Below are 19224 nucleotides of genomic sequence, written 5' to 3'. Positions count from 1 at the left end.
GCTCTGCCTACAATGCTCCGGCACCGCAAGAGGCCCTGCGCCCTTGCCCTCATTCAGCGGGCCCTGGCTCCCCGGCGGACCTCGGCTCCTTCCTTCACCGACAACGAGAGGACTCACCATGGAACACACCCTGCCCGCCTTGCCCTATGCCAAGGATGCCCTGGCACCGCACTACAGCGCCGAGACGCTGGAGTTCCACCATGGCAAGCACCACAACGCCTACGTGGTGAACCTGAACAACCTGCAGAAGGGCACCGAGTTCGAGAACAAGACGCTGGAAGAGATCGTCAAGACCTCCAGCGGCGGCATCTACAACAACGCCGCCCAGATCTGGAACCACACCTTCTTCTGGAACTGCATGAAGCCCAATGGCGGCGGCACTCCCACCGGCGCGCTGGCGGATGCCATCAATGCCAAGTGGGGCAGCTATGACGCCTTCAAGGAAGCCTTCGTGAAGAGCGCCGTGGGCAACTTCGGCTCCGGCTGGACCTGGCTGGTGAAGAAGGCCGATGGCAGCGTGGACATCGTCAACACCGGCGCCGCCGGCACCCCGCTGACCACCGCCGACAAGGCCCTGCTGACCGTCGACGTGTGGGAGCACGCCTACTACATCGACTACCGCAACCTGCGCCAGAAGTTCGTGGAGACCTTCCTGTCCAACCTGGTCAACTGGGAATTCGCTCAGGCCAACTTCGCCTGAGCCCGGACGGCGGTAACGCCGTCTCAGTGAAAGACCGGCCCTTGCGCCGGTCTTTTTTTGTGCCGGCACGCGGCACAATCCAGGGCTCCCTCCTGCAGTAAGTGGTGTGCGATGCGAGTGCTCCTGGTCGAAGACGATGCCGCCCTGGGCCTGGGCGTGGCCCGTGCCCTGGAGCGCGAGGGCTGGCAGGTGGACCTGCTGCAGGACGGCCGGGCCGCGCTGGCACCGGGCCTGATGACTCAGTTCGACCTGGCCGTGCTGGACCTGGGCCTGCCAGGTGTCGACGGCATGAGCGTGCTGCGCGAGTGGCGCGCCCAGGGCCTGAAGCTGCCCGTGCTGCTGCTGACCGCGCGTGACGAGCTGGCGGACCGCGTCAGCGGCCTCAATGCCGGCGCGGACGACTACCTCGTCAAGCCCTTCGATCTCAGCGAGCTGGTGGCCCGGCTGCGTGCGCTCAAGCGCCGCGCCGAGGGGCGCACCAGCGACTGCCTGGTGCTGGGTGCCCTGAGTCTGGATCTGGCGCACAAGGAGCTGAGCCACAGGGGCGAGATCGTGCGCCTGAGCCCGCGCGAGTACGCCCTGACCGAGATGCTCATGCAGCGCCCCGGCCGCGTGGTCAGCAAGGACGCCATCGTGGCGCGGCTCTCCAGCTGGGAGGCCGACTTCAGCGAGAACTCGGTGGAGGTCTACGTCTGCCGCCTGCGCAAGCGTTTCGCGGAGCTGGGCGTGGTGATCCGCACCGTGCGCGGCTTCGGCTATGCCATGGACCAGGTGCAGCCGGGCGAGACGGTCGGTGTCGACGCCTGACAGCGCCACGCCGCCCGCCGGCCCCCGCCGCGCCCGCAGCCTCAGGGCCCAGCTGCTGCGGCCGCTGGCCTGGATCTGGTCCCTGGGCCTGGCCGTCGCGGCCTTCGGGGCCTACGAGCTGGCGGTGGTGGCCGGAGATGCCGCCTTCGACCGCGGCCTGCAGGACTCGGCGACCGCGCTGGCGGGCAAGGTGGTCTGGACGGACCGCGGCCCGCTGCTGGACGTCAGCCGCCAGTACTTCGAGCTGCTGACCTGGGACCAGACCGAACTCAGCAACTACGCCATGCTGGACGAGCAGGGCCAGGTGCTGGCCGGCGATGCCGCCGTGCCTGCGCCCCGGCAGCGCGTCTCGCGCCGCGCCTTCGAGCGCCCCCTGCTCTACAACGCCCGCATGGGCGAGGAGGCCGTGCGCGGGGCGTTGTTCTCCATCGCCTCGCCCATGCTGGATCGGCACGTCAGCATCATCGTGGTCGAGACCCTGCACAAGCGCCAGCGGCTGGTGCTGGACGTGCTGACGGTGATGGCTGTGCCGACCCTGGGTCTTGGCTTGCTCACGCTGTCCCTGCTGGCCTGGGGCATACGCCGTGGCGTGGCGCCCTTGCGCGCGGTGGCGGCGGAAGTGGCCAGCCGCGAGCCCAGCGACTGGCGGCCGCTGGCGGTGCAGGGTGTTCCTGCCGAGGTGCTGCCGCTCATCGAGCGCATCAACAGCCTGCTGGCCAATGTGGAGGAATCCGTGGCCCTGCAGCGCCGCTTCGTGGCCGATGCCGCCCACCAGCTGCGCACGCCGGTGGCCGGTCTGCGCGTGCTGAGCCAGGAGCTGGCCGCGGAGCTGGGCAGCCAGGGCGGCGCGCCAGCCGGCCGGACCGGCCCGCTGCTGGAGGGGCTGCAGCAGTCCAGCGAGCGCATGGGCAAGCTGATCGCCCAGCTGCTGACCCTGGCCCGCGCAGAGGCCGCGCTGATGCAGCTGCAGGGCGTGGAGCCCATGGCCCTGGGGCCGCTGATCCATGAAGCGGTGGAGCCCTTGGCGCTGGAGGCCGTGCGGCGCGGCAGCGAGATCCAGCTGCAACTGGACGAGCCGCCGGAGCGGCCGCTGGAGGCTCGGGCCCATGCCCTGTGGCTCAGCGAGGCCATCAGCAATGCGCTGGACAACGCCCTGCGCTACGGCGGACGCCACATCCGCGTGCACCTGCAGGCTGAGGACGGCTGGGCCTGCATCCGCATCAGCGACGACGGGCCCGGCGTCGCTGCAGCGGACCTGCCCCGCCTGGGCCAGGCCTTCTGGCGGGGCGAACGGGCCGACGTGCAGACCCAGGACGGCACGGGCCTGGGCCTGGCCATCGCCCACGACATCATCCGGCGCCTGGGCGGGCGCTGGGAGGTGCGCAGCCGGCCGGAGTTCCCGGGGCTGGAGCTGGTCTGGCGCCTGCCCCTGGTCTGATGGGTGACCAGGCTGGCTGTACGCAGGGCGGCCGGTCCCGGCAGGGCTGACTGTGGCGTTCGTGAGGAATACGTCGGTTGGCTTGATATAAGTCATGTCCACGCCGGTCGGTTTGGCTAGATTGGAGGCCTGACGGATTCCGCCGGAGTCCGTGCCCCACGAGCCAGAGCAGGACCTCCACCGCCCATGAGCGCCACGCTGAGCGCCAACGCAATGCCCTCGCCGGAAGGTGCTGCTGCTTCGGCACCCCTGGCACCGGCTGCTGCCTGCGACGACGCGGCGCAGCTGGACCGTTATACCGAGTGGCTGGACCAGGGCGGGCGCCGCCTGGGCCGCTCCCAGCTCCAGCTGGCGGGCATGCACTGCGCCGCCTGTGCCGGCATCATCGAACGCGCCCTGATGGCCGAAGCTGGCGTGCAGGAAGCACGCGTGAACAGCGCCGCCGAGCGCCTTCAGCTGACCTGGGATCCGGCCCGCACGCAGGTCTCGCGGTTGATCTCCGCCATCGAGCGCGCCGGCTATGGCGCCGTGCCGGACCTCGCCGCGCCCGCACGCCAGCTGCGCGAGAAGGAGCACCGCCAGGCCCTGTGGCGCCTCTTCGTGGCCAGCTTCCTGATGATGCAGGTGATGATGCTGGCCACACCCATCTACGTAGCCGGCCCGGGCGACATGGAGCCCGACCAGCGCAATCTGCTGCAGTGGGGCGAATGGGTGCTGAGCCTGCCGGTGATGCTGTTCTCGGCCGGCCCCTTCTTCAGCGCCGCCTGGCGCCAGCTGCGCAGCCGCAGCCTGGGCATGGATGTGCCGGTGGCCCTGGGCCTGCTGGTGACCTTCGTGGCCAGCAGCGGTGCGGTCTTCGACCCCGCAGGCATCTTCGGGCATGAGGTCTATTTCGATTCGCTGACCATGTTCATCAGCTTCCTGCTGGGCGGGCGCTACCTGGAGCTGCGCGCGCGGCACAAGGTGGCCCGTTCGCTGGAGCTGGCCGGCGAGCGCCTGCCCGAACTGGTGCAGCGCCAGCAACCGGACGGTCAGTTCCTGACGGTGGGCCTGTCCGAGCTGCGGGTGGGCGACCGGGTGCGCGTACTGGTGGGCCAGGCTTTCCCGGGCGACGGCGTGCTGCTGGAAGGCGCCACGGCGGCGGATGAATCCCTGCTGAGCGGCGAGTCCCTGCCGGTGGGCAAGGCCGCCGGCGATGCGCTTGTGGCAGGCAGCCTCAATCTGCAGGCACCTGTGCTGATGGAGCTGCGCGGGCTGGGGGCAGACACCCGCTATGAGTCCATCGTGCGGCTCATGCGCAGCGCCCTGACGCAGCGGCCGGCCCAGCTTCGCCTGGCCGATCGTGCCGCGGGGCCCTTCCTGTGGGGCGTGCTGCTTCTTGCGGCCGGTGCGGCCGTGGTCTGGAGCTGGATCGATCCCTCGCGTGCCGTGTGGGTGGCCGTGTCGGTGCTGATCGTCACCTGCCCCTGCGCCCTGTCGCTCGCCGCGCCCTCGGCCTGGCTGGCTGCGACGGGCCAGCTGGCGCGCCGCGGCGTGCTGCTGTCGCGCCTCGACCTGCTTGAGACGATGGCGCAGGTCGATACCGTGGTGCTGGACAAGACCGGCACGCTGACCGAGGACCGCATGCGCCTGGGCAAGACCTGGCCCCAGGCGCCGCAGGCCGGGTCGCTGCAGGTGGTGCAGGCCCTGGCACGCCAGTCCCTGCACCCCTATGCCAAGGCCGCGCTGGAGGCGCTGGTCTCCATCGAGCCGGCCCCCGGCTCAGCGGACTTGCGCGAGGTGCGCGAGGTGCGCGAGGTGCGCGAGGTGCGCGGGCAGGGCATGGAAGCCCTCGACGCGCTGGGCCGCCGCTGGCGCCTCGGCGCCGCCGGATGGGCCGCCCCGGTCTGTGCAGCGCTGCCTTCGGCGCAGCTCCTGCTGGGCTGCGAGGGCGAGGCTCGCCTGGCACTTCAGTTCGAGGAGAGCCTGAGGCCGGACGCCGTGGAGGCCGTGCAGTCGCTGCAGGCGCTGGGCCTGCAGGTGGAGCTGCTGTCGGGTGACAGGCCCGAACGCGTGGCTGCGGTTGCGCAGGCCGCCGGCATCAAGCAGGCCAGCGGCGGCGCCAGCCCGGAAGGCAAGCTGGCGCGGGTCGAGGCCCTGCAGGGCCAGGGCCGCAAAGTGCTGATGCTGGGGGACGGCATCAACGACGCACCGGTGCTGGCGCGAGCCGATGCCAGCGTGGCCATGGGGCAGGGCGCCCTGATCGCCCGCACGCAGGCTGATGCCGTGCTGCTCTCGGGCCGCTTGTCCGAGCTGGCCCGCATGCGAGCGCTGGCCCTCAAGACGCGCCGCGTGATCCGCCAGAACCTGGCCTGGTCCGCGCTCTACAACGCCGCCTGCATTCCGCTGGCCCTGACCGGCTGGCTGCCGCCCTGGGCCGCGGGCATCGGCATGGCCAGCAGCTCGCTGCTGGTGATCCTCAACGCCCTGCGCCTGGCGCGGGATAGCAAGACCTGACCCCGCGGGGCAGGGTGCATGACATGGACATTCTCTATCTGCTGATCCCGATGTCGGTGGTGCTCGTGCTGCTGATCGTCGCGGTGTTCGGCTGGGCCATCAACAGTGGCCAATTGGACGATCTGGAACGTGAAGGCGAACGCATTCTGGATGAGGAATCTCAGGGGGTTGATGGCGATCAAGCCATGAACAAAGTAATCCCCTAAAAATCCCGGGGTCAATCAAGTGTGAAGGAGCACGTCAATGGCAAGTGTCGCTCAGCCGGCCGGGCCGGTTTATGAGGACGGCGTCGTACGAGCGTTTGCGCTCGCAGCCGTCCTGTGGGGCATCGTGGGCATGTTGGTGGGGGTGGTCATCGCCGCCCAGCTGGCGTGGCCCGAGCTCAACCTCGGAATTCCCTGGCTCAGCTATGGCCGATTGCGGCCCCTGCACACCAACGCGGTGATCTTCGCGTTCGGTGGCTGCACGCTGTTCGCAACGGCCTACCACGTGGTGCAACGCACCGGCCAGACGCGCCTGTTCGCGCCCGGCCTGGCCTGGTTCACGTTCGTGGGCTGGCAGCTGGTGATCCTGGCCGCGGCGATCACGCTGCCGCTGGGCTTCACCTCCGGCAAGGAATACGCTGAGCTGGAGTGGCCCGTCGACATCCTGATCACGCTGGTGTGGGTGTCCTTCGCCATCGTGTTCTTCGGCTCCGTGGGCATCCGCAAGATCCGCCACATCTACGTGGCGAACTGGTTCTTCGGCGCCTTCATCATCGCCGTCGCCCTGCTGCATCTGGTGAACAGCGCCGCCATCCCGGTGAGCCTGTTCAAGAGCTACTCGGCCTACGCCGGCGTGCAGGACGCCATGGTGCAGTGGTGGTACGGCCATAACGCCGTGGGCTTCTTCCTGACTGCAGGCTTCCTCGGGATGATGTACTACTACATCCCCAAGCAGGCCGGCCGTCCGGTGTACAGCTATCGCCTGTCCATCGTGCACTTCTGGGCCCTGATCTTCACCTACATGTGGGCGGGCCCCCACCACCTGCACTACACCGCGCTGCCCGACTGGGCGCAGTCGGTGGGCATGCTGTTCTCGCTGGTGCTGCTGGCTCCCTCCTGGGGCGGCATGATCAACGGCATCATGACCCTCTCGGGTGCCTGGCACAAGCTGCGTGACGACCCGATCCTGAAGTTCCTGATCGTGTCCCTGTCCTTCTACGGCATGTCGACCTTCGAAGGTCCGATGATGTCGATCAAGACGGTGAACGCCCTGAGCCACTACACGGACTGGACCGTCGGCCACGTGCACTCCGGTGCCCTGGGCTGGGTGGGCCTGATCTCCATGGGCTCGCTGTACCACCTGATCCCGCGCATGTTCGGCCGCACCGAGATGTACTCCAAGCGCGCCATCGAGCTGCACTTCTGGGTCGCGACCCTGGGCATCGTGCTGTACATCGCCGCGATGTGGATCGCCGGCGTGATGCAGGGCCTGATGTGGCGTGCGGTCAATCCCGACGGCACCCTGGTCTACACCTTCGTCGAGAGCGTCAAGGCCACCTATCCCTTCTACGTCATTCGTCTGTGCGGCGGTCTGCTGTACCTCGGCGGCATGGTCATCATGGCCTGGAACGTGGTGAAGACGGTCGGCGTCGGCAAGGTGCAAGCGCAACCTGTCCCCGCTGTGGCGGCTCACGCCTGAGGCATGGGAGAACTCAACATGGCTAACAACAACCACGCCGTTTCCGGTCACGAGAAGATCGAGACCAGCAACTTCCTGATGATCGTGCTGGTGCTGCTGACGGTGGTCGTCGGCGGCATCGTGGAAATCGTGCCGCTGTTCTTCCAGCGCTCGACCACCCAGCCCGTCGAAGGCCTGAAGCCCTACACCGCGCTGCAACTGGCCGGTCGGGACGTCTACATCCGCGAGGGCTGCTACAACTGCCACTCGCAGATGATCCGCCCCTTCCGCGCCGAGACCCTGCGCTATGGCCACTACTCGGTGGCGGGCGAGTTCGTCTACGACCACCCCTTCCAGTGGGGCTCCAAGCGGACCGGTCCTGATCTGCACCGCGTGGGCGGCAAGTACAGCGACGAATGGCATCGCATCCACCTGAACAACCCGCGCGACCTGGTGCCCGAGTCCAATATGCCGGCCTATCCGTGGCTCACCAAGGCCATGGTCGACCCGGCTGACATGGCGCCCAGGATGAAGGCCCTGCGCGTGGTCGGCGTGCCCTACACCGATGACGAAATCGCCAAGGCTGGCGAGGAAGTCAAGGGCAAGACCGAGCTGGATGCCGTCGTCGCCTACCTGCAGGTGATGGGCACCGCCCTGAAGAAGTAAGGAGGCACCCCATGGACGTCAATGACATCCGCATCGCCTTCACGCTGTTCTCGATGGTGATCTTCCTGGGCATCGTGTCCTGGGCCTTCGCCAAGCGGAACAAGCAATCCTTTGACGAGCTGGGCGGTCTGCCCCTGATGGATGATCAGGCCCCCGGCGCACTCTCCTCGCAAGGAGGCCGCAATGAGTGACTTTTTCTCCAGCGGCTGGTCGACCTTCGTCGCAGCCGCCACCATCGCCGGGCTGGTCCTGTGCCTGGTGCTGCTGATCATCGCCAGCCGCCGCCGCGTGATGGCCGATGACAACACGACGGGCCACGTCTGGGACGTGGACCTGCGTGAGATGAACAACCCCCTGCCGCGCTGGTGGATGGGCCTGTTCGTGATCACCGTGGTGTTCTCCGGCATCTACCTGGCCATGTACCCGGGCCTGGGCAGCAGCGAAGGCAGCCTGAAGTGGACCAGCGTGGGTCAGTACGAGGCCGAGCAGGCCAAGGCCCGCGCGGCCCTGGAAGGCGTCTATGCCAAGTACAAGGCCATGGATGCCGCGGCCCTGTCCAAGGATCCGTCGGCCATGGCCATCGGCGAGCGCCTGTTCGCCAACAACTGCGCTGGCTGCCACGGCTCCGACGCCAAGGGTTCCAAGGGCTTCCCGAACCTGACCGACAACGACTGGCTGTACGGCGGCGCGCACGAGACCATCGTGCAGACCATCAGCGGCGGTCGCAATGGCGTGATGCCCCCGATGGCCGCGGCTGTCGGTGGCCCGGAGGACGTCAAGAACGTGGCGAACTACGTGCTGAGCCTCTCCGGCAGCCCGCACAACTCGATCGCTGCCCAGCTGGGCAAGGCCAAGTTCGGCGCCTGCGCGGCCTGCCACGGTCCGGACGGCAAGGGCAACCAGGCCATTGGCGCGCCCAACCTGACGGACAAGATCTGGCTGCACGGCTGGGGCGAGGACGCTGTCATTGCCATGATCAACAACGGCAAGAACAACGTCATGCCCGCCCACGCTTCGCGCCTGAGCGCCGAGCAGGTCCATGTGCTGGGTGCCTATGTGTGGAGCCTGTCGCAGGGCACCGCCGTCGCCGCCAAGTAAGTTCCGTCGCATCCAGGATTGATCCCCATGAGCAGTAGCAGCGATACCCCCTCGAATGCTTCGTCCCCCGCCCTGCCGGGCGAGGATGCCGCCCGCGAGATGGTGTCGCTCTACCAGGCTCAGAAGAAGATCTACCCCAAGGCCGTCAGCGGATGGTTCATCCGCTGGCGCTGGGCCCTGGTCTGGTTCACGCAGCTCCTGTTCTACGGGCTGCCCTGGCTGGAGTGGAACGCACGCCAGGCCGTCCTGTTCGACCTGGGCGCGCGCCGTTTCTACATCTTCGGCCTCGTCCTGTATCCGCAGGACTTCATCTACCTCACGGCGCTGCTGCTGATCTCGGCGTATGCGCTCTTTCTCTTCACCGCAGTCGCCGGTCGACTGTGGTGTGGCTATGCCTGCCCGCAGACGGTCTACACCGAGATCTTCATGTGGATCGAGCGCAAGTTCGAAGGTGACCGCGCCGCCCGCATGAAGCTGGACGCCGCGCCCTGGTCCCTGAACAAGCTCGGCCGCAAGGGCGGCAAGCAACTGGCCTGGATTGCGCTCGCGGTCTGGACCGGCTTCACCTTCGTTGGCTACTTCACGCCCGTCAAGGTCCTCGGGGCCGAGGTGGCGGCCCTGGGACTCGGGCCGTGGGAGCTGTTCTGGGTGCTCTTCTATGGCTTTGCCACCTACCTGTTCGCCGGTCACATGCGCGAGCAGGTCTGCAAGTACATGTGTCCGTACGCGCGATTCCAGAGCGCGATGTTCGACAAGGACACGCTGATCATCAGCTACGACGCCGAGCGCGGCGAGCCGCGTGGCTCGCGCGGGCGCAAGATCGACATCAAGGCCGCGGGTCTCGGGTCCTGCATCGACTGCAATCTGTGCGTGCACGTCTGCCCCACAGGCATCGACATCCGCAACGGCCTGCAGTACGAGTGCATCGGCTGCGCGGCCTGCATCGACGTCTGCAACGGCGTGATGGACAAGATGGGCTACCCGCGCGGCCTCGTCCGCTACGACACGCAGAACGGCCTCAGCGAGCACCTCAGCCGCGCGCAGCTGATCCGCCGCATGTTCCGCCCCCGCGTGCTGATCTATTCGAGCATTCTGGTGCTGATCTGCGTGGCCCTGTTCTGGCACATGCTGACCCGCACGCCCTTCAAGGTCGATGTGGTGCGGGACCGCGCCTCGCTGGCCCGCCTGGTGGACGATGGCTACATCGAGAACGTCTACCGCCTGCAGGTCATGAATGCGACCGAGGAGACGCAGGCCTACACCGTCACCGCCGAAGGCCTGCAGGGCCTGGCCCTGGTGCAGCCCCTGCACATGAGCGTGGGGCCGGCCGAGGCGCGCTGGGTGTCCGTCGCGCTGCGCCTGCCACCGCAGACGGCACAATCGGCGGGCGGTGGCGCCCATGAGATCCATTTCCGCATCGTTCGCGATGCCAGGGCCAGCGAGGTGCCAAGCCAGCTGGTCGAGAAATCCACCTTTGTGGTTCCCCGCTAGGAGCGAAACATGGCTGACATTCAATCTCCTTCGACCGCACCGCGCGCCTGGTGGCGTGAGCGCATGATGTGGCTGGTGGTGGGCGGGCCCGCCACCGTGGTGCTGGCCAGCTTCGTGACCCTGGGCGTGGCCCTCAAGCATCCCGATCCGGTGATCGAGACCCAGCAGCGTCTCTCCGCCGACAGCGCCGCGGACGGCCCCCAGTCCGCCGCACTGGCGCCCGCCATCGCGGCCCGCAACCATGCCGCCACCGGCGGCCCTGCGAGCGGCAAGTAAGTCCTCGCAGTCCATCGTGGAGGAGACCGGGATGGGACTGATTGGTGAAAAGCCGGGCCCGGCGCGATGGGCCATGCACATCCTCTGGCCGGCCTTTGTGATGGCCGGCGTGACCGAGGCACTGGTGTTCGCGCTGGTCGATCCCATGGACCTCAGCTGGTTCGGTCTGTCGCCGGTGCAACTGAGCCGCGAAGCCATCTACACCTTGAGCTTCCTGGCCTTCTGGCTGCTGATCAGCCTGGCCTCGGCCGTGACCATGCTGCTGGCGACCCTGCCCGCCGAGTCGGCACCTGGCCAGCCGCGGCGCTGGCCGCACTGAGGGTCAGGTCTTGCCTTTGCGCAGGCGCTGACCGTCCGCCGTCCGGCGCCTCTGGCCGCACTGCAAGCAAAAAGCCCGCTACGCAGCGGGCTTTGCCATCATCGAGCAGGCACGGGGCCGCTCAGGTGAAGTGCGCTCAGGTGCAGTGCGCGGTGTTCACCAGCTTCTGCAGGCCGTCCTGGTTCAGGATGCGGATCTGGCGTTGCTTGACCTCCAGCAGACCTTCGTCCTGGAACTTCGAGAAGGTGCGGCTCACCGTTTCCAGCTTGAGACCCAGATAGCTGCCGATCTCTTCGCGCGTCATGCGCAGCACCAGGGCCGAGGCGGAGAAGCCGCGGGCCTGCAGGCGCTGGGTGAGGTTCAGCAGGAAGGCGGCCAGGCGTTCCTCGGCGCGCATGGAGCCCAGCAGCAGCATCACGCCGTGATCGCGCACGATCTCGCGGCTCATGATCTTGTGGAACTGGTGCTGCAGGTCGGTGAACTCGCGGGAGAGTTCCTCGAGCTGGCTGTAGGGAATCACGCAGACCTGGCTGTCTTCCAGGGCGACGGCGTCGCAGGAATGGCGATCATTGCTGATGCCGTCCAGGCCCAGCAGCTCACCGGCCATCTGGAAACCGGTGACCTGGTCACGGCCGTCCTCCGAAGACACGCAGGTCTTGAAGAAGCCCGTGCGGACCGCGTACAGCGACTGGAAGGCATCGCCGGTGCGGAACAGGGTGTCCCCGCGGGAGACGTTGCGGCGCGTGGCCACGAGGCTGTCCAGCTGGTTCAGGTCCGACTCTGACAACCCGACGGGCAGGCACAGCTCGCGCAGATTGCAGCTGGAGCAGGCGACCTTGAAGGGCTCGATCTTGATCGGGGTCTGGGTATTCATAGGGCTCATTATGGGCTGGGACTGCCGGGGCGGCGAGGAGATGTCAATGGCCGTTTCTGCTGCAGGGCAAAGGACGGCCCTGACGCTCCTCAAGGCTGTAGCCATTGTTTACCCGCGCCAGTTGATCAAACTTGACACAGGTCAATCAGTGCTTGTGCAGGCTTGGCACAGTGGCGGCATGGAAACCATCAATACTGCCGCCCTGCCGGGCATCACCGAGGATGTGTTGCGCCGCTTCGATGTGTCCGGTCCGCGCTACACGTCCTACCCGACGGCCGACCGATTCGTCGAGGCCTTCACTGTCGAGCAGTACAAGCAGGCCCTGAACCAGCGGGCCGACGGCGGTGTGGTGGGCGGAGGCGCGCCCCTTTCCCTGTATATCCACATCCCCTTCTGCGAGTCGGTCTGCTACTACTGCGCCTGCAACAAGGTCATCACCAAGCACCATGAGCGCGCGGCGGAGTACCTGGCAGTGCTGGTCCAGGAAATGGACCTGACGGTGGCCGAGCTGCGCCGGCCGCAGTCCATTTCCCAGCTGCATTTCGGCGGCGGCTCCCCGACCTTCCTCAACGACGACGAGCTGACCGGGCTGATGGACGCCATCAAGCAGCGCTTCAAGCTTGCGCCGGGCGCCGAGGTGTCCATCGAGGTCGATCCGCGCACCGTCACCGAAGCCCGCCTGAAGCACCTGCGCCAGCTGGGCTTCAACCGCCTGAGCTTCGGCGTCCAGGACTTCGACCCGGAAGTGCAGAAGGCCGTTCATCGCGTGCAGAGCTACGAGATGGTCGAGAGCCTGATGCAGCAGGCCCGCGCCCTGGGCTTCGAGTCCACCAACGTGGACCTGATCTATGGGCTGCCGCAGCAGACGCCGGAGAGCTTCCAGCGCACCATCCAGCAGGTCGCGACGCTGCGTCCGGACCGCATCGCGCTGTACGGCTACGCTCACCTGCCCACGCGCTTCAAGCCGCAGCGCCGCATCGACGCCAGCCAGCTGCCGGTGGCCGCGTCCAAGCTGACCATGTTGTCTACCGCCCTGAGCGGTTTCGTGGGCCATGGCTATGCCTACATCGGCATGGACCACTTCGCGCTGCCCAATGATTCGCTGGCCGTGGCCAAGCGCCAGGGCCGCCTGCACCGCAATTTCCAGGGCTACAGCACGCAGCCGGACTGCGACCTGATCGGCCTGGGCGTCTCGGCCATCGGCCGCGTGGGCGCCACTTACAGCCAGAATGCCAAGACCCTGCCCGAGTACTACGACGCCATCCGCCAGGGCCAGCTGCCCATCCAGCGCGGTCTGGCCCTGAGCCGCGACGATCTGGTCCGCCGGGCCATGATCATGGCGCTGATGTGCCAGGGGCGGGTGGAGTTCGAGTCCATCGAGCTGGCCCACCTGATCAAGGTGCGCGAGTACTTCCGTGCCGAGCTGGAGCAGCTGCTGTCCATGCAGGAGACCGGCCTGGTCGTGGTGGAGCCCGAGGCCATCCAGGTGACACCGCTGGGCTGGTACTTCGTGCGTGCAGTGGCCATGGTCTTCGACCGCTACCTGCAGGCCGACCGCACCCGCGCGCAGTTCTCGCGCATCATCTGAGGCTACAGTCCTCCCCATGGAAGCAGCCCTCGTCGGTTCAGCCCTGCTGATGGGCTTGGCCGGCACCCCGCACTGTGCCGTGATGTGCGGCGCGCCCTGTGCCGCACTGAGCCAGGGATCGCCGCGCACGGCCGCGCATCTCGGCTTCCAGCTGGGTCGCCTGCTCAGCTATGGTGCGGCCGGTGCGGTGGCGGCGTCCAGTGTGTCGCTGATGGCGCGCTGGGGGCAGACGGTGGCCCTGCTGCGGCCCCTTTGGCTGCTGCTGCACCTGGGCGCCCTGGCGCTCGGGATCTACCTGCTGTGGAAGGCTCGGCAACCGGCCTGGCTGTCGGCCCTGGGCCGCGAAGGCAGCCGCGACGCTGCCATCCCGCTTGCGGCGCTGGCGGCAGGAGGTCCTTCTTTGAGCGCGCCGCAGCGTCCGCGCTGGCGTGCCGTGCTGGCGGGACTGGGCTGGGTGGCCTGGCCCTGCGGCCTGCTGCAATCGGCCCTGCTGCTGGCCGCCCTGGCCAATGGCGCGCTCGGCGGTGCCGCAGTGATGGGCGCCTTCGCCGTCAGCTCAGGCTTGGGCCTGGCCCTGGGGCCGGCCATCCTGTGGAAGCTGCTGGGCCTGGGGCAGGTGGAGGAGGGGCGCGGCATGCGCTGGGCCACGCGCCTGGGCGGCCTGGGCCTGGTACTCAGCGCGGGCTGGGCGCTGGGGCATGGGGTCTGGGCGCAGATCCAGGCCTACTGTGCCTGAATGCGGGCATGCGCATCAAACAAGGCGTATCTGCACTCATCTTGCGCGGAGGGCGGTCGATGGGGGCCTCGTGCAGCGCAGCTGCCGGCTTGCGCAGCGGCATCCAGCCTCACTGCGGGTGAAACCGCATTGAAACGCCAGACTGCAAGGCGTATCAGGCCCATGAAAGCTCTGCTGGCATAGAATCGATTTCTTTATGGCGGCACCCCGCCGCATCCAACCTCGCGACTAGCGGAGACGACTACACATGTACCAACACATCAAGGTGCCCGAAGGCGGGCAGAAGATCACGGTCAACGCCGACTTCTCCCTGAATGTGCCCGACCAGCCGATCATTCCCTACATCGAGGGTGACGGCACGGGGTTTGACATCACCCCGGTGATGATCAAGGTCGTCGACGCAGCCGTGGCCAAGGCCTACGGTGGCAAGAAGAAGATCCACTGGATGGAGATCTACGCCGGCGAGAAGTCGACCAAGGTCTACGGCCCGGACGTCTGGCTGCCCGAAGAGACCCTGCAGGTTCTGAAGGACTACGTGGTCTCCATCAAGGGCCCGCTGACCACCCCCGTCGGTGGTGGCATCCGCTCGCTGAACGTGGCCCTGCGCCAGGAGCTGGACCTCTACGTCTGCCTGCGCCCAGTGCGTTACTTCAAGGGCGTGCCTTCCCCCGTGAAGGAACCGCACAAGACCGACATGGTCATCTTCCGCGAGAACTCGGAAGACATCTATGCCGGCATCGAATTCGAAGCCCAGAGCGACAAGGCCAAGAAGCTGATCGCCTTCCTGCAGAACGAGTTCGGCGTCAAGAAGATCCGCTTCCCCGAGACCTCGGGCATCGGCATCAAGCCGGTCTCCAAGGAAGGCACGGAGCGTCTGGTCCGCAAGGCCATCCAGTACGCCATCGACAATGACAAGCCCAGCGTGACCATCGTCCACAAGGGCAACATCATGAAGTTCACCGAAGGCGGCTTCCGTGACTGGGCCTATGCCCTGGCACAGAAGGAATTCGGCGCCGAGCTGATCGACGGCGGCCCGTGGTGCAAGTTCAAGAACCCGAAGACCGGCAAGGACATCGTGGTGAAGGACTCCATCGCCGACGCCTTCCTGCAGCAGATCCTGCTGCGCCCCGCCGAGTACTCGGTGATCGCCACGCTGAACCTGAACGGCGATTACGTGTCTGACGCCCTGGCTGCGCAGGTCGGCGGCATCGGCATCGCCCCGGGTGCGAACCTGAGCGACTCCGTCGCCATGTTCGAAGCCACCCATGGCACCGCGCCCAAGTACGCCGGCAAGGACTATGTGAACCCCGGTTCCGAGATCCTGTCCGCTGAAATGATGCTGCGCCACATGGGCTGGCTGGAAGCCGCTGACCTGATCATCTCCTCGATGGAAAAGTCCATCCTGTCGAAGAAGGTCACCTATGACTTCGCCCGCCTGCTGGACGGCGCTACGCAAGTGTCGTGCTCCGGCTTTGGTCAAGTCATGATTGACCACATGTAAAGCTGATCCCTGACGTCTCATAACGTCTCGTAAGCCCTTGAATTTCCTAGGAAATTCGAGGGCTTTTTGTTTCCTGGCGTTTCACGGCTGATCGCGAAATCCCGCCCGTTTGGAGTCGGATTTGGAGGGACAGCGTCCATTTCCTACTCCAAATTACTCCATTTGGAGGAACTGGAAATCGACACCGTGAGGACGCCATGCGAGCACTGAAGTACACACTTTCGCCCACCCGAATCAACAATGCCAAGGCCAAGAGCAAAGCCTACAAGCTGAGCGATGGGGGAGGGCTCTATGTCGATATCAGCCCGGGAGGGGGTAAGACCTGGCGATTCCAATACCGACTCGATGGGCTGCGCCATACGGTCAGCATAGGGAAGTACCCTGAGATCGGTGTTGCGGATGCGCGAGATCGACACTTTGAGCTTCGGGTGCTCGTCGAACGTGGGATCAATCCGGCTGAGGTGCAACGGAAAGAGCAGGATGAGCGAAAGCTCCGTGCCGCTGCATCGAGGGCGCCGGAGAACGGATTTGAGGCCATGTCGCGACGCTGGTTGACCGAGCGCATGAGCTCAAAGTCGGAGACCTATCGCAATCAGATGCTGTCGCTGCTGGAGCGATTTGTCTGGCCAGAAATTGGCTCCAAGCAGCTATCAGAAGTGCGGCCAGCACACGTCCTGAAGATGGTGGAGGCTCGCCAAGCTACGCCACGGACTGCAGAGAACGTCCGCACCGTTATCCAGAAAGTCTTCGACTTTGCGATTCAGAAGCTCGAAGTCGAAACCAATCCAGCGCTACCGCTGCGGGGCGCAGTCGAGGTCCCCGCTGCCGTACATCACAGGCATTTGAACGAGCGCGAACTCGTTGCATTCTGGCGGTCCCTGGAGAAGCAAGGGGCCCACTTTGTGACGATAGCGGCGACCAAGATGCTTTTTTACACGATGCTGCGCAAGAACGAGGTGTTGAAGGCGAAGTGGTCGGAGATCGATCTCGATCGTGGCATATGGGACGTCCCTGGCGAGCGCATGAAAATGAAGAAGATCCACAGGGTCTTTCTATCAAGTCAGGCAAGTGAGCTGCTCAACCTGCTGCTCGTCACGGACGATCGCCGGGAGTATGTTTTCCCGTCTGTACTTCGGCCTGGTCTGCCGGTAGGAGAGGCTACGTTGAACCATTTGTTCTGGCGGATGGACTTCGGTGTGCCAGAGTTCGCGCCGCACGGGACGCGTGGCACTACGGCCACGCTGCTTCGTGAGCACGGGTTTTCTCGGGATGTCGTTGAATTGCTCCTGGCCCATGGTGAACGAGGCGTCGCCGCTTCTTACCATCACCATGAAATGGCGGAAGAAAGAAGGCGAGCATTGCAGTATCTGGCAGATGAGATAAATCGATTGGTCACTGGAGATCGTAAGGTTGGCTTCTCGGAGATAGGCACATCCTCCACACTCGTGAAAGAGGAGGGGTTCTCGGGAGCTGTCTAGCTACCTCTATTGATTTGGTTCGGTCGCGCTTGAGCATGAGTTCATTTTTAGGGTGCGATTGACGCGCTTGGGCCACTTTCCTACCACTTCGGTGAGCCAGTCAGAGGCTGCCTTGGGAAGGTTAATGCACCGCGAGCAGGATCGCGTTGCGTCCTCCGGTCAATGCTGCCCAAAGAAATTTGCCAAGGAAAGCGCCGGCTGGCGTATCGATAGGTCGATGAATCTGCGGCGGCCGGCCAACGGTTCTTCAGGCTATGAAGAGCCCGGGAGCAATCCGCCCTCGTTTCAGGACATGCCAAGACGGTCCGTTTTTTGCGGATAGTCCAGTCCTGACAACAGGTTAGCGTCTCATACGGTTTCGCACCGATTCACCCAAACCCGTCGATTCTGGCGGTATTGGGTGCGATATCAGGAGACCGGTCCTTGGATGACCTCTGTTGGTACCGTCAAATGGTTTGACGGTACCAATCGACGGACGAAGTCGGAGGATGCTCGTATCCATCAACGACTTGATGGGTACGTACGCACTATGGATCAAGCAGCGCCAGGCTGTCGCCGGCGAGTTCACAGCGCCGAGTTCAAGGCGCAGGCAGTGCGGGCCTTGCAGCAACCGGGCGTCTCGATGGCCGCTGTCGCAATGGCTCACGGCATCAACGCCAATCTGCTGCGGCGATGGGTCCATGAGTTCGCAAATAGCGGGGCAGTCGCTGGCGCAAGTTGTATCGCCTTAGCAAGTCGGATGACGTCCCGGAAGAACGGCGCTCTATCGACTCGCTGCGAATCCGTCGCCATCACCGAGGATCACCTGAGGAAGCCCGAGCTGGGCTGCTATCGAGCGCCGGTATCGCATCGCTGCTTGGTCGCATAGATTTAGCAACGCTTACCAAGTACGCACGGAGATCCTGCGATAGGCGAAGACGTTGGTATTGCTCAGCCGCGAGGAGAACAGTAGGGACTCCATCCAGCCCCGACGTTTCGAGCGCCCGCTGGATAGCGGGTATAGCGAGCTTGGGGGTGGCGAAAAGAGACGGGGACGGTATCTCTGGGCCCCATCGCTGGCGAACCCACTTCTCGACTGCGGCTCCAACCGGCTTCTTGAAACGGGACCTCAATGCGACCTCTAAGAAGCGAAGGGTGGCCTCGAACAGCTCCTCCGGCGTGAGCGTCGCGTTCACCGTCACGTTTCTAACCTGCGCCGCCGCAAAGTCCGGGAGCTCGGTAGCGCCGGGAATTGTTTGCGTGCCAAGCATCACATCCAGTAGCCGTTCCGCTTCCAAGAGGTGAAGACTCTTGGGGAGCTCCGTACGCAGGGTCGCGATGCGGTCGGCGTGACCGCAACACGCAGCCACTATGCAGAAGCCAAGGATGGAATGCTGCGTGTTTTCAAGGATGAACGTGGAAGCCAGTTGAGACTCTTGAGCAGCGGGAGCAACCCCGTAGACCGGATGAGCAACTGAACTCTGCGCCATTGCATCTCGATGGCTCTCCCAGTACACGAGGTGATCTATCCACAGCCTAAACAGCGAAACAAACTCGTTGGCGGCTTGGGAGCTGATAGCGCCTTCGACAAGCCGTTCGATGACCATTAGTTCCATGCTCGGAATCTGGCGTCCACGAAGTCGGCCCCGCAGCCTTTCGAGAGCCGCAGTCGGCGGCATCGTCTGACTCTCAACGATAGCGAAGAGGTACCAAGTCACATCGAGCGAGGCAAGCTCCTTCTCCCGAATCTGCTCGGGCGGATTCAGGTTGCTACACATGCCCGGCACCAAGGTCGTGAAGTCTTCTCCGGCCATGGAAGCTGGGTCTTCACCAGCGGCCTGTAGAAACAGCCAGAGCACACCGTGGCGGGCGACTCGACTGAGATAGATACTTCCCAGAGCATCCTGGCTGTCAATGCTAGGAAGCGCTTCGATGACGCCCTCGTATAGCTCAATCGCCCGGTGCTGGTCGCCGCCCTTGAAGTAGGCCAGGGCTGTTGGCGCCGACTGAAATTTGACCCACCCGTGAGGGCCCTGCCGATCCAAATTTGACCCAGGTGTTCAACCTACCCTGCCCGAGATATCCACAGCTGGGCGGGGGTGTGAGGAGTGATCA

Annotated in this window: 19 protein-coding genes; 17 read left to right on the top strand and 2 right to left on the bottom strand. The window is 65.4% G+C overall.

From position 1 onward, the window contains the following. The first annotated feature begins 118 nt into the window (after positions 1-118). The 12 genes from ABDJ40_RS17970 to ABDJ40_RS17915 all read left to right on the top strand — a co-directional run bounded on the left by ABDJ40_RS17970 (position 119) and on the right by ABDJ40_RS17915 (position 10953). Entirely contained in the window at positions 119-700 is a 582-nt protein-coding gene (locus tag ABDJ40_RS17970; RefSeq protein WP_269633289.1) for a superoxide dismutase, read from the top strand. Positions 701-811: 111 nt separating this feature from the next. After that, entirely contained in the window at positions 812-1507 is a 696-nt protein-coding gene (locus tag ABDJ40_RS17965; RefSeq protein ID WP_269633290.1) for a response regulator, read from the top strand. Beyond that, a complete protein-coding gene (locus ABDJ40_RS17960; protein ID WP_347611742.1) occupies positions 1494-2945 on the top strand; it encodes a sensor histidine kinase in 1452 nt (483 codons plus the stop codon). The genes ABDJ40_RS17965 and ABDJ40_RS17960 overlap by 14 nt, the downstream gene beginning before the upstream one ends. 186 nt (positions 2946-3131) lie before the next feature. Continuing rightward, positions 3132-5441 (top strand): heavy metal translocating P-type ATPase, encoded by a 2310-nt coding sequence (locus ABDJ40_RS17955; protein WP_347611741.1) that lies wholly within the window; start codon positions 3132-3134, stop codon positions 5439-5441. A 23-nt stretch (positions 5442-5464) separates the two neighbouring features. After that, a complete protein-coding gene (gene ccoS, locus ABDJ40_RS17950) occupies positions 5465-5647 on the top strand; it encodes a cbb3-type cytochrome oxidase assembly protein CcoS (RefSeq protein ID WP_269633293.1) in 183 nt (60 codons plus the stop codon). Positions 5648-5684: 37 nt separating this feature from the next. After that, positions 5685-7124, top strand: coding sequence for a cytochrome-c oxidase, cbb3-type subunit I (gene ccoN, locus ABDJ40_RS17945; protein ID WP_347611740.1), 1440 nt, complete (start codon positions 5685-5687; stop codon positions 7122-7124). An 18-nt stretch (positions 7125-7142) separates the two neighbouring features. Then, positions 7143-7769, top strand: coding sequence for a cytochrome-c oxidase, cbb3-type subunit II (ccoO, locus tag ABDJ40_RS17940; protein ID WP_347611739.1), 627 nt, complete (start codon positions 7143-7145; stop codon positions 7767-7769). Positions 7770-7780: 11 nt separating this feature from the next. Next, positions 7781-7960: a cbb3-type cytochrome oxidase subunit 3 gene (locus ABDJ40_RS17935; protein WP_347611738.1), complete on the top strand. Its 180-nt coding sequence runs from the start codon at positions 7781-7783 to the stop codon at positions 7958-7960. Continuing rightward, positions 7953-8867, top strand: coding sequence for a cytochrome-c oxidase, cbb3-type subunit III (gene ccoP, locus ABDJ40_RS17930; RefSeq protein ID WP_347611737.1), 915 nt, complete (start codon positions 7953-7955; stop codon positions 8865-8867). Before ABDJ40_RS17935 ends, ccoP begins: the two co-directional genes overlap by 8 nt. A 27-nt stretch (positions 8868-8894) precedes the next feature. Next, a complete protein-coding gene (gene ccoG, locus ABDJ40_RS17925; protein WP_430765656.1) occupies positions 8895-10358 on the top strand; it encodes a cytochrome c oxidase accessory protein CcoG in 1464 nt (487 codons plus the stop codon). Positions 10359-10367: 9 nt separating this feature from the next. Next, on the top strand, positions 10368-10634 hold the full coding sequence (locus ABDJ40_RS17920) for a hypothetical protein (protein ID WP_269633300.1): 267 nt from the start codon (positions 10368-10370) through the stop codon (positions 10632-10634). Between the two features lie 31 nt (positions 10635-10665). Next, complete coding sequence (locus tag ABDJ40_RS17915) at positions 10666-10953, top strand: hypothetical protein (RefSeq protein ID WP_347611736.1); 288 nt, start codon at positions 10666-10668, stop codon at positions 10951-10953. A gap of 136 nt (positions 10954-11089) precedes the next feature. Here ABDJ40_RS17915 and fnr read toward each other — a convergent pair whose 3' ends face one another. Further along, the gene (gene fnr, locus ABDJ40_RS17910) at positions 11090-11827 is read right to left on the bottom strand and encodes a fumarate/nitrate reduction transcriptional regulator Fnr (protein WP_269633302.1); all 738 of its coding nucleotides are present in this window, start codon (positions 11825-11827) and stop codon (positions 11090-11092) included. A gap of 178 nt (positions 11828-12005) precedes the next feature. Here fnr and hemN point away from each other — a divergent pair, with 178 nt between their 5' ends. The 5 genes from hemN to ABDJ40_RS17885 all read left to right on the top strand — a co-directional run bounded on the left by hemN (position 12006) and on the right by ABDJ40_RS17885 (position 17998). Continuing rightward, positions 12006-13415: an oxygen-independent coproporphyrinogen III oxidase gene (gene hemN / locus ABDJ40_RS17905; protein WP_347611735.1), complete on the top strand. Its 1410-nt coding sequence runs from the start codon at positions 12006-12008 to the stop codon at positions 13413-13415. Between the two features lie 16 nt (positions 13416-13431). Further along, positions 13432-14151: an urease accessory protein UreH domain-containing protein gene (locus tag ABDJ40_RS17900; RefSeq protein ID WP_347611734.1), complete on the top strand. Its 720-nt coding sequence runs from the start codon at positions 13432-13434 to the stop codon at positions 14149-14151. Between the two features lie 247 nt (positions 14152-14398). Further along, positions 14399-15652 carry an NADP-dependent isocitrate dehydrogenase gene (gene icd, locus ABDJ40_RS17895; RefSeq protein WP_269633305.1) on the top strand — a complete coding sequence of 418 codons (1254 nt, stop codon included), beginning with the start codon at positions 14399-14401 and terminating at the stop codon, positions 15650-15652. A gap of 197 nt (positions 15653-15849) precedes the next feature. Further along, positions 15850-17130 (top strand): tyrosine-type recombinase/integrase, encoded by a 1281-nt coding sequence (locus tag ABDJ40_RS17890; RefSeq protein WP_347611733.1) that lies wholly within the window; start codon positions 15850-15852, stop codon positions 17128-17130. A 427-nt stretch (positions 17131-17557) separates the two neighbouring features. Then, on the top strand, positions 17558-17998 hold the full coding sequence (locus ABDJ40_RS17885; RefSeq protein ID WP_347611732.1) for a transposase: 441 nt from the start codon (positions 17558-17560) through the stop codon (positions 17996-17998). Here ABDJ40_RS17885 and ABDJ40_RS17880 read toward each other — a convergent pair. Next, a complete protein-coding gene (locus tag ABDJ40_RS17880; RefSeq protein WP_347611731.1) occupies positions 17922-18923 on the bottom strand; it encodes a hypothetical protein in 1002 nt (333 codons plus the stop codon). The genes ABDJ40_RS17885 and ABDJ40_RS17880 overlap by 77 nt on opposite strands. Positions 18924-19224: the final 301 nt, after the last annotated feature.

The organism is Roseateles flavus (assembly GCF_039872765.1).
Taxonomy (GTDB): Bacteria; Pseudomonadota; Gammaproteobacteria; order Burkholderiales; family Burkholderiaceae_C; genus Roseateles_B; species Roseateles_B flavus.
Note: the sequence above shows the minus strand (reverse complement) of the source record. Positions and strands in the feature narration are given on the sequence as shown.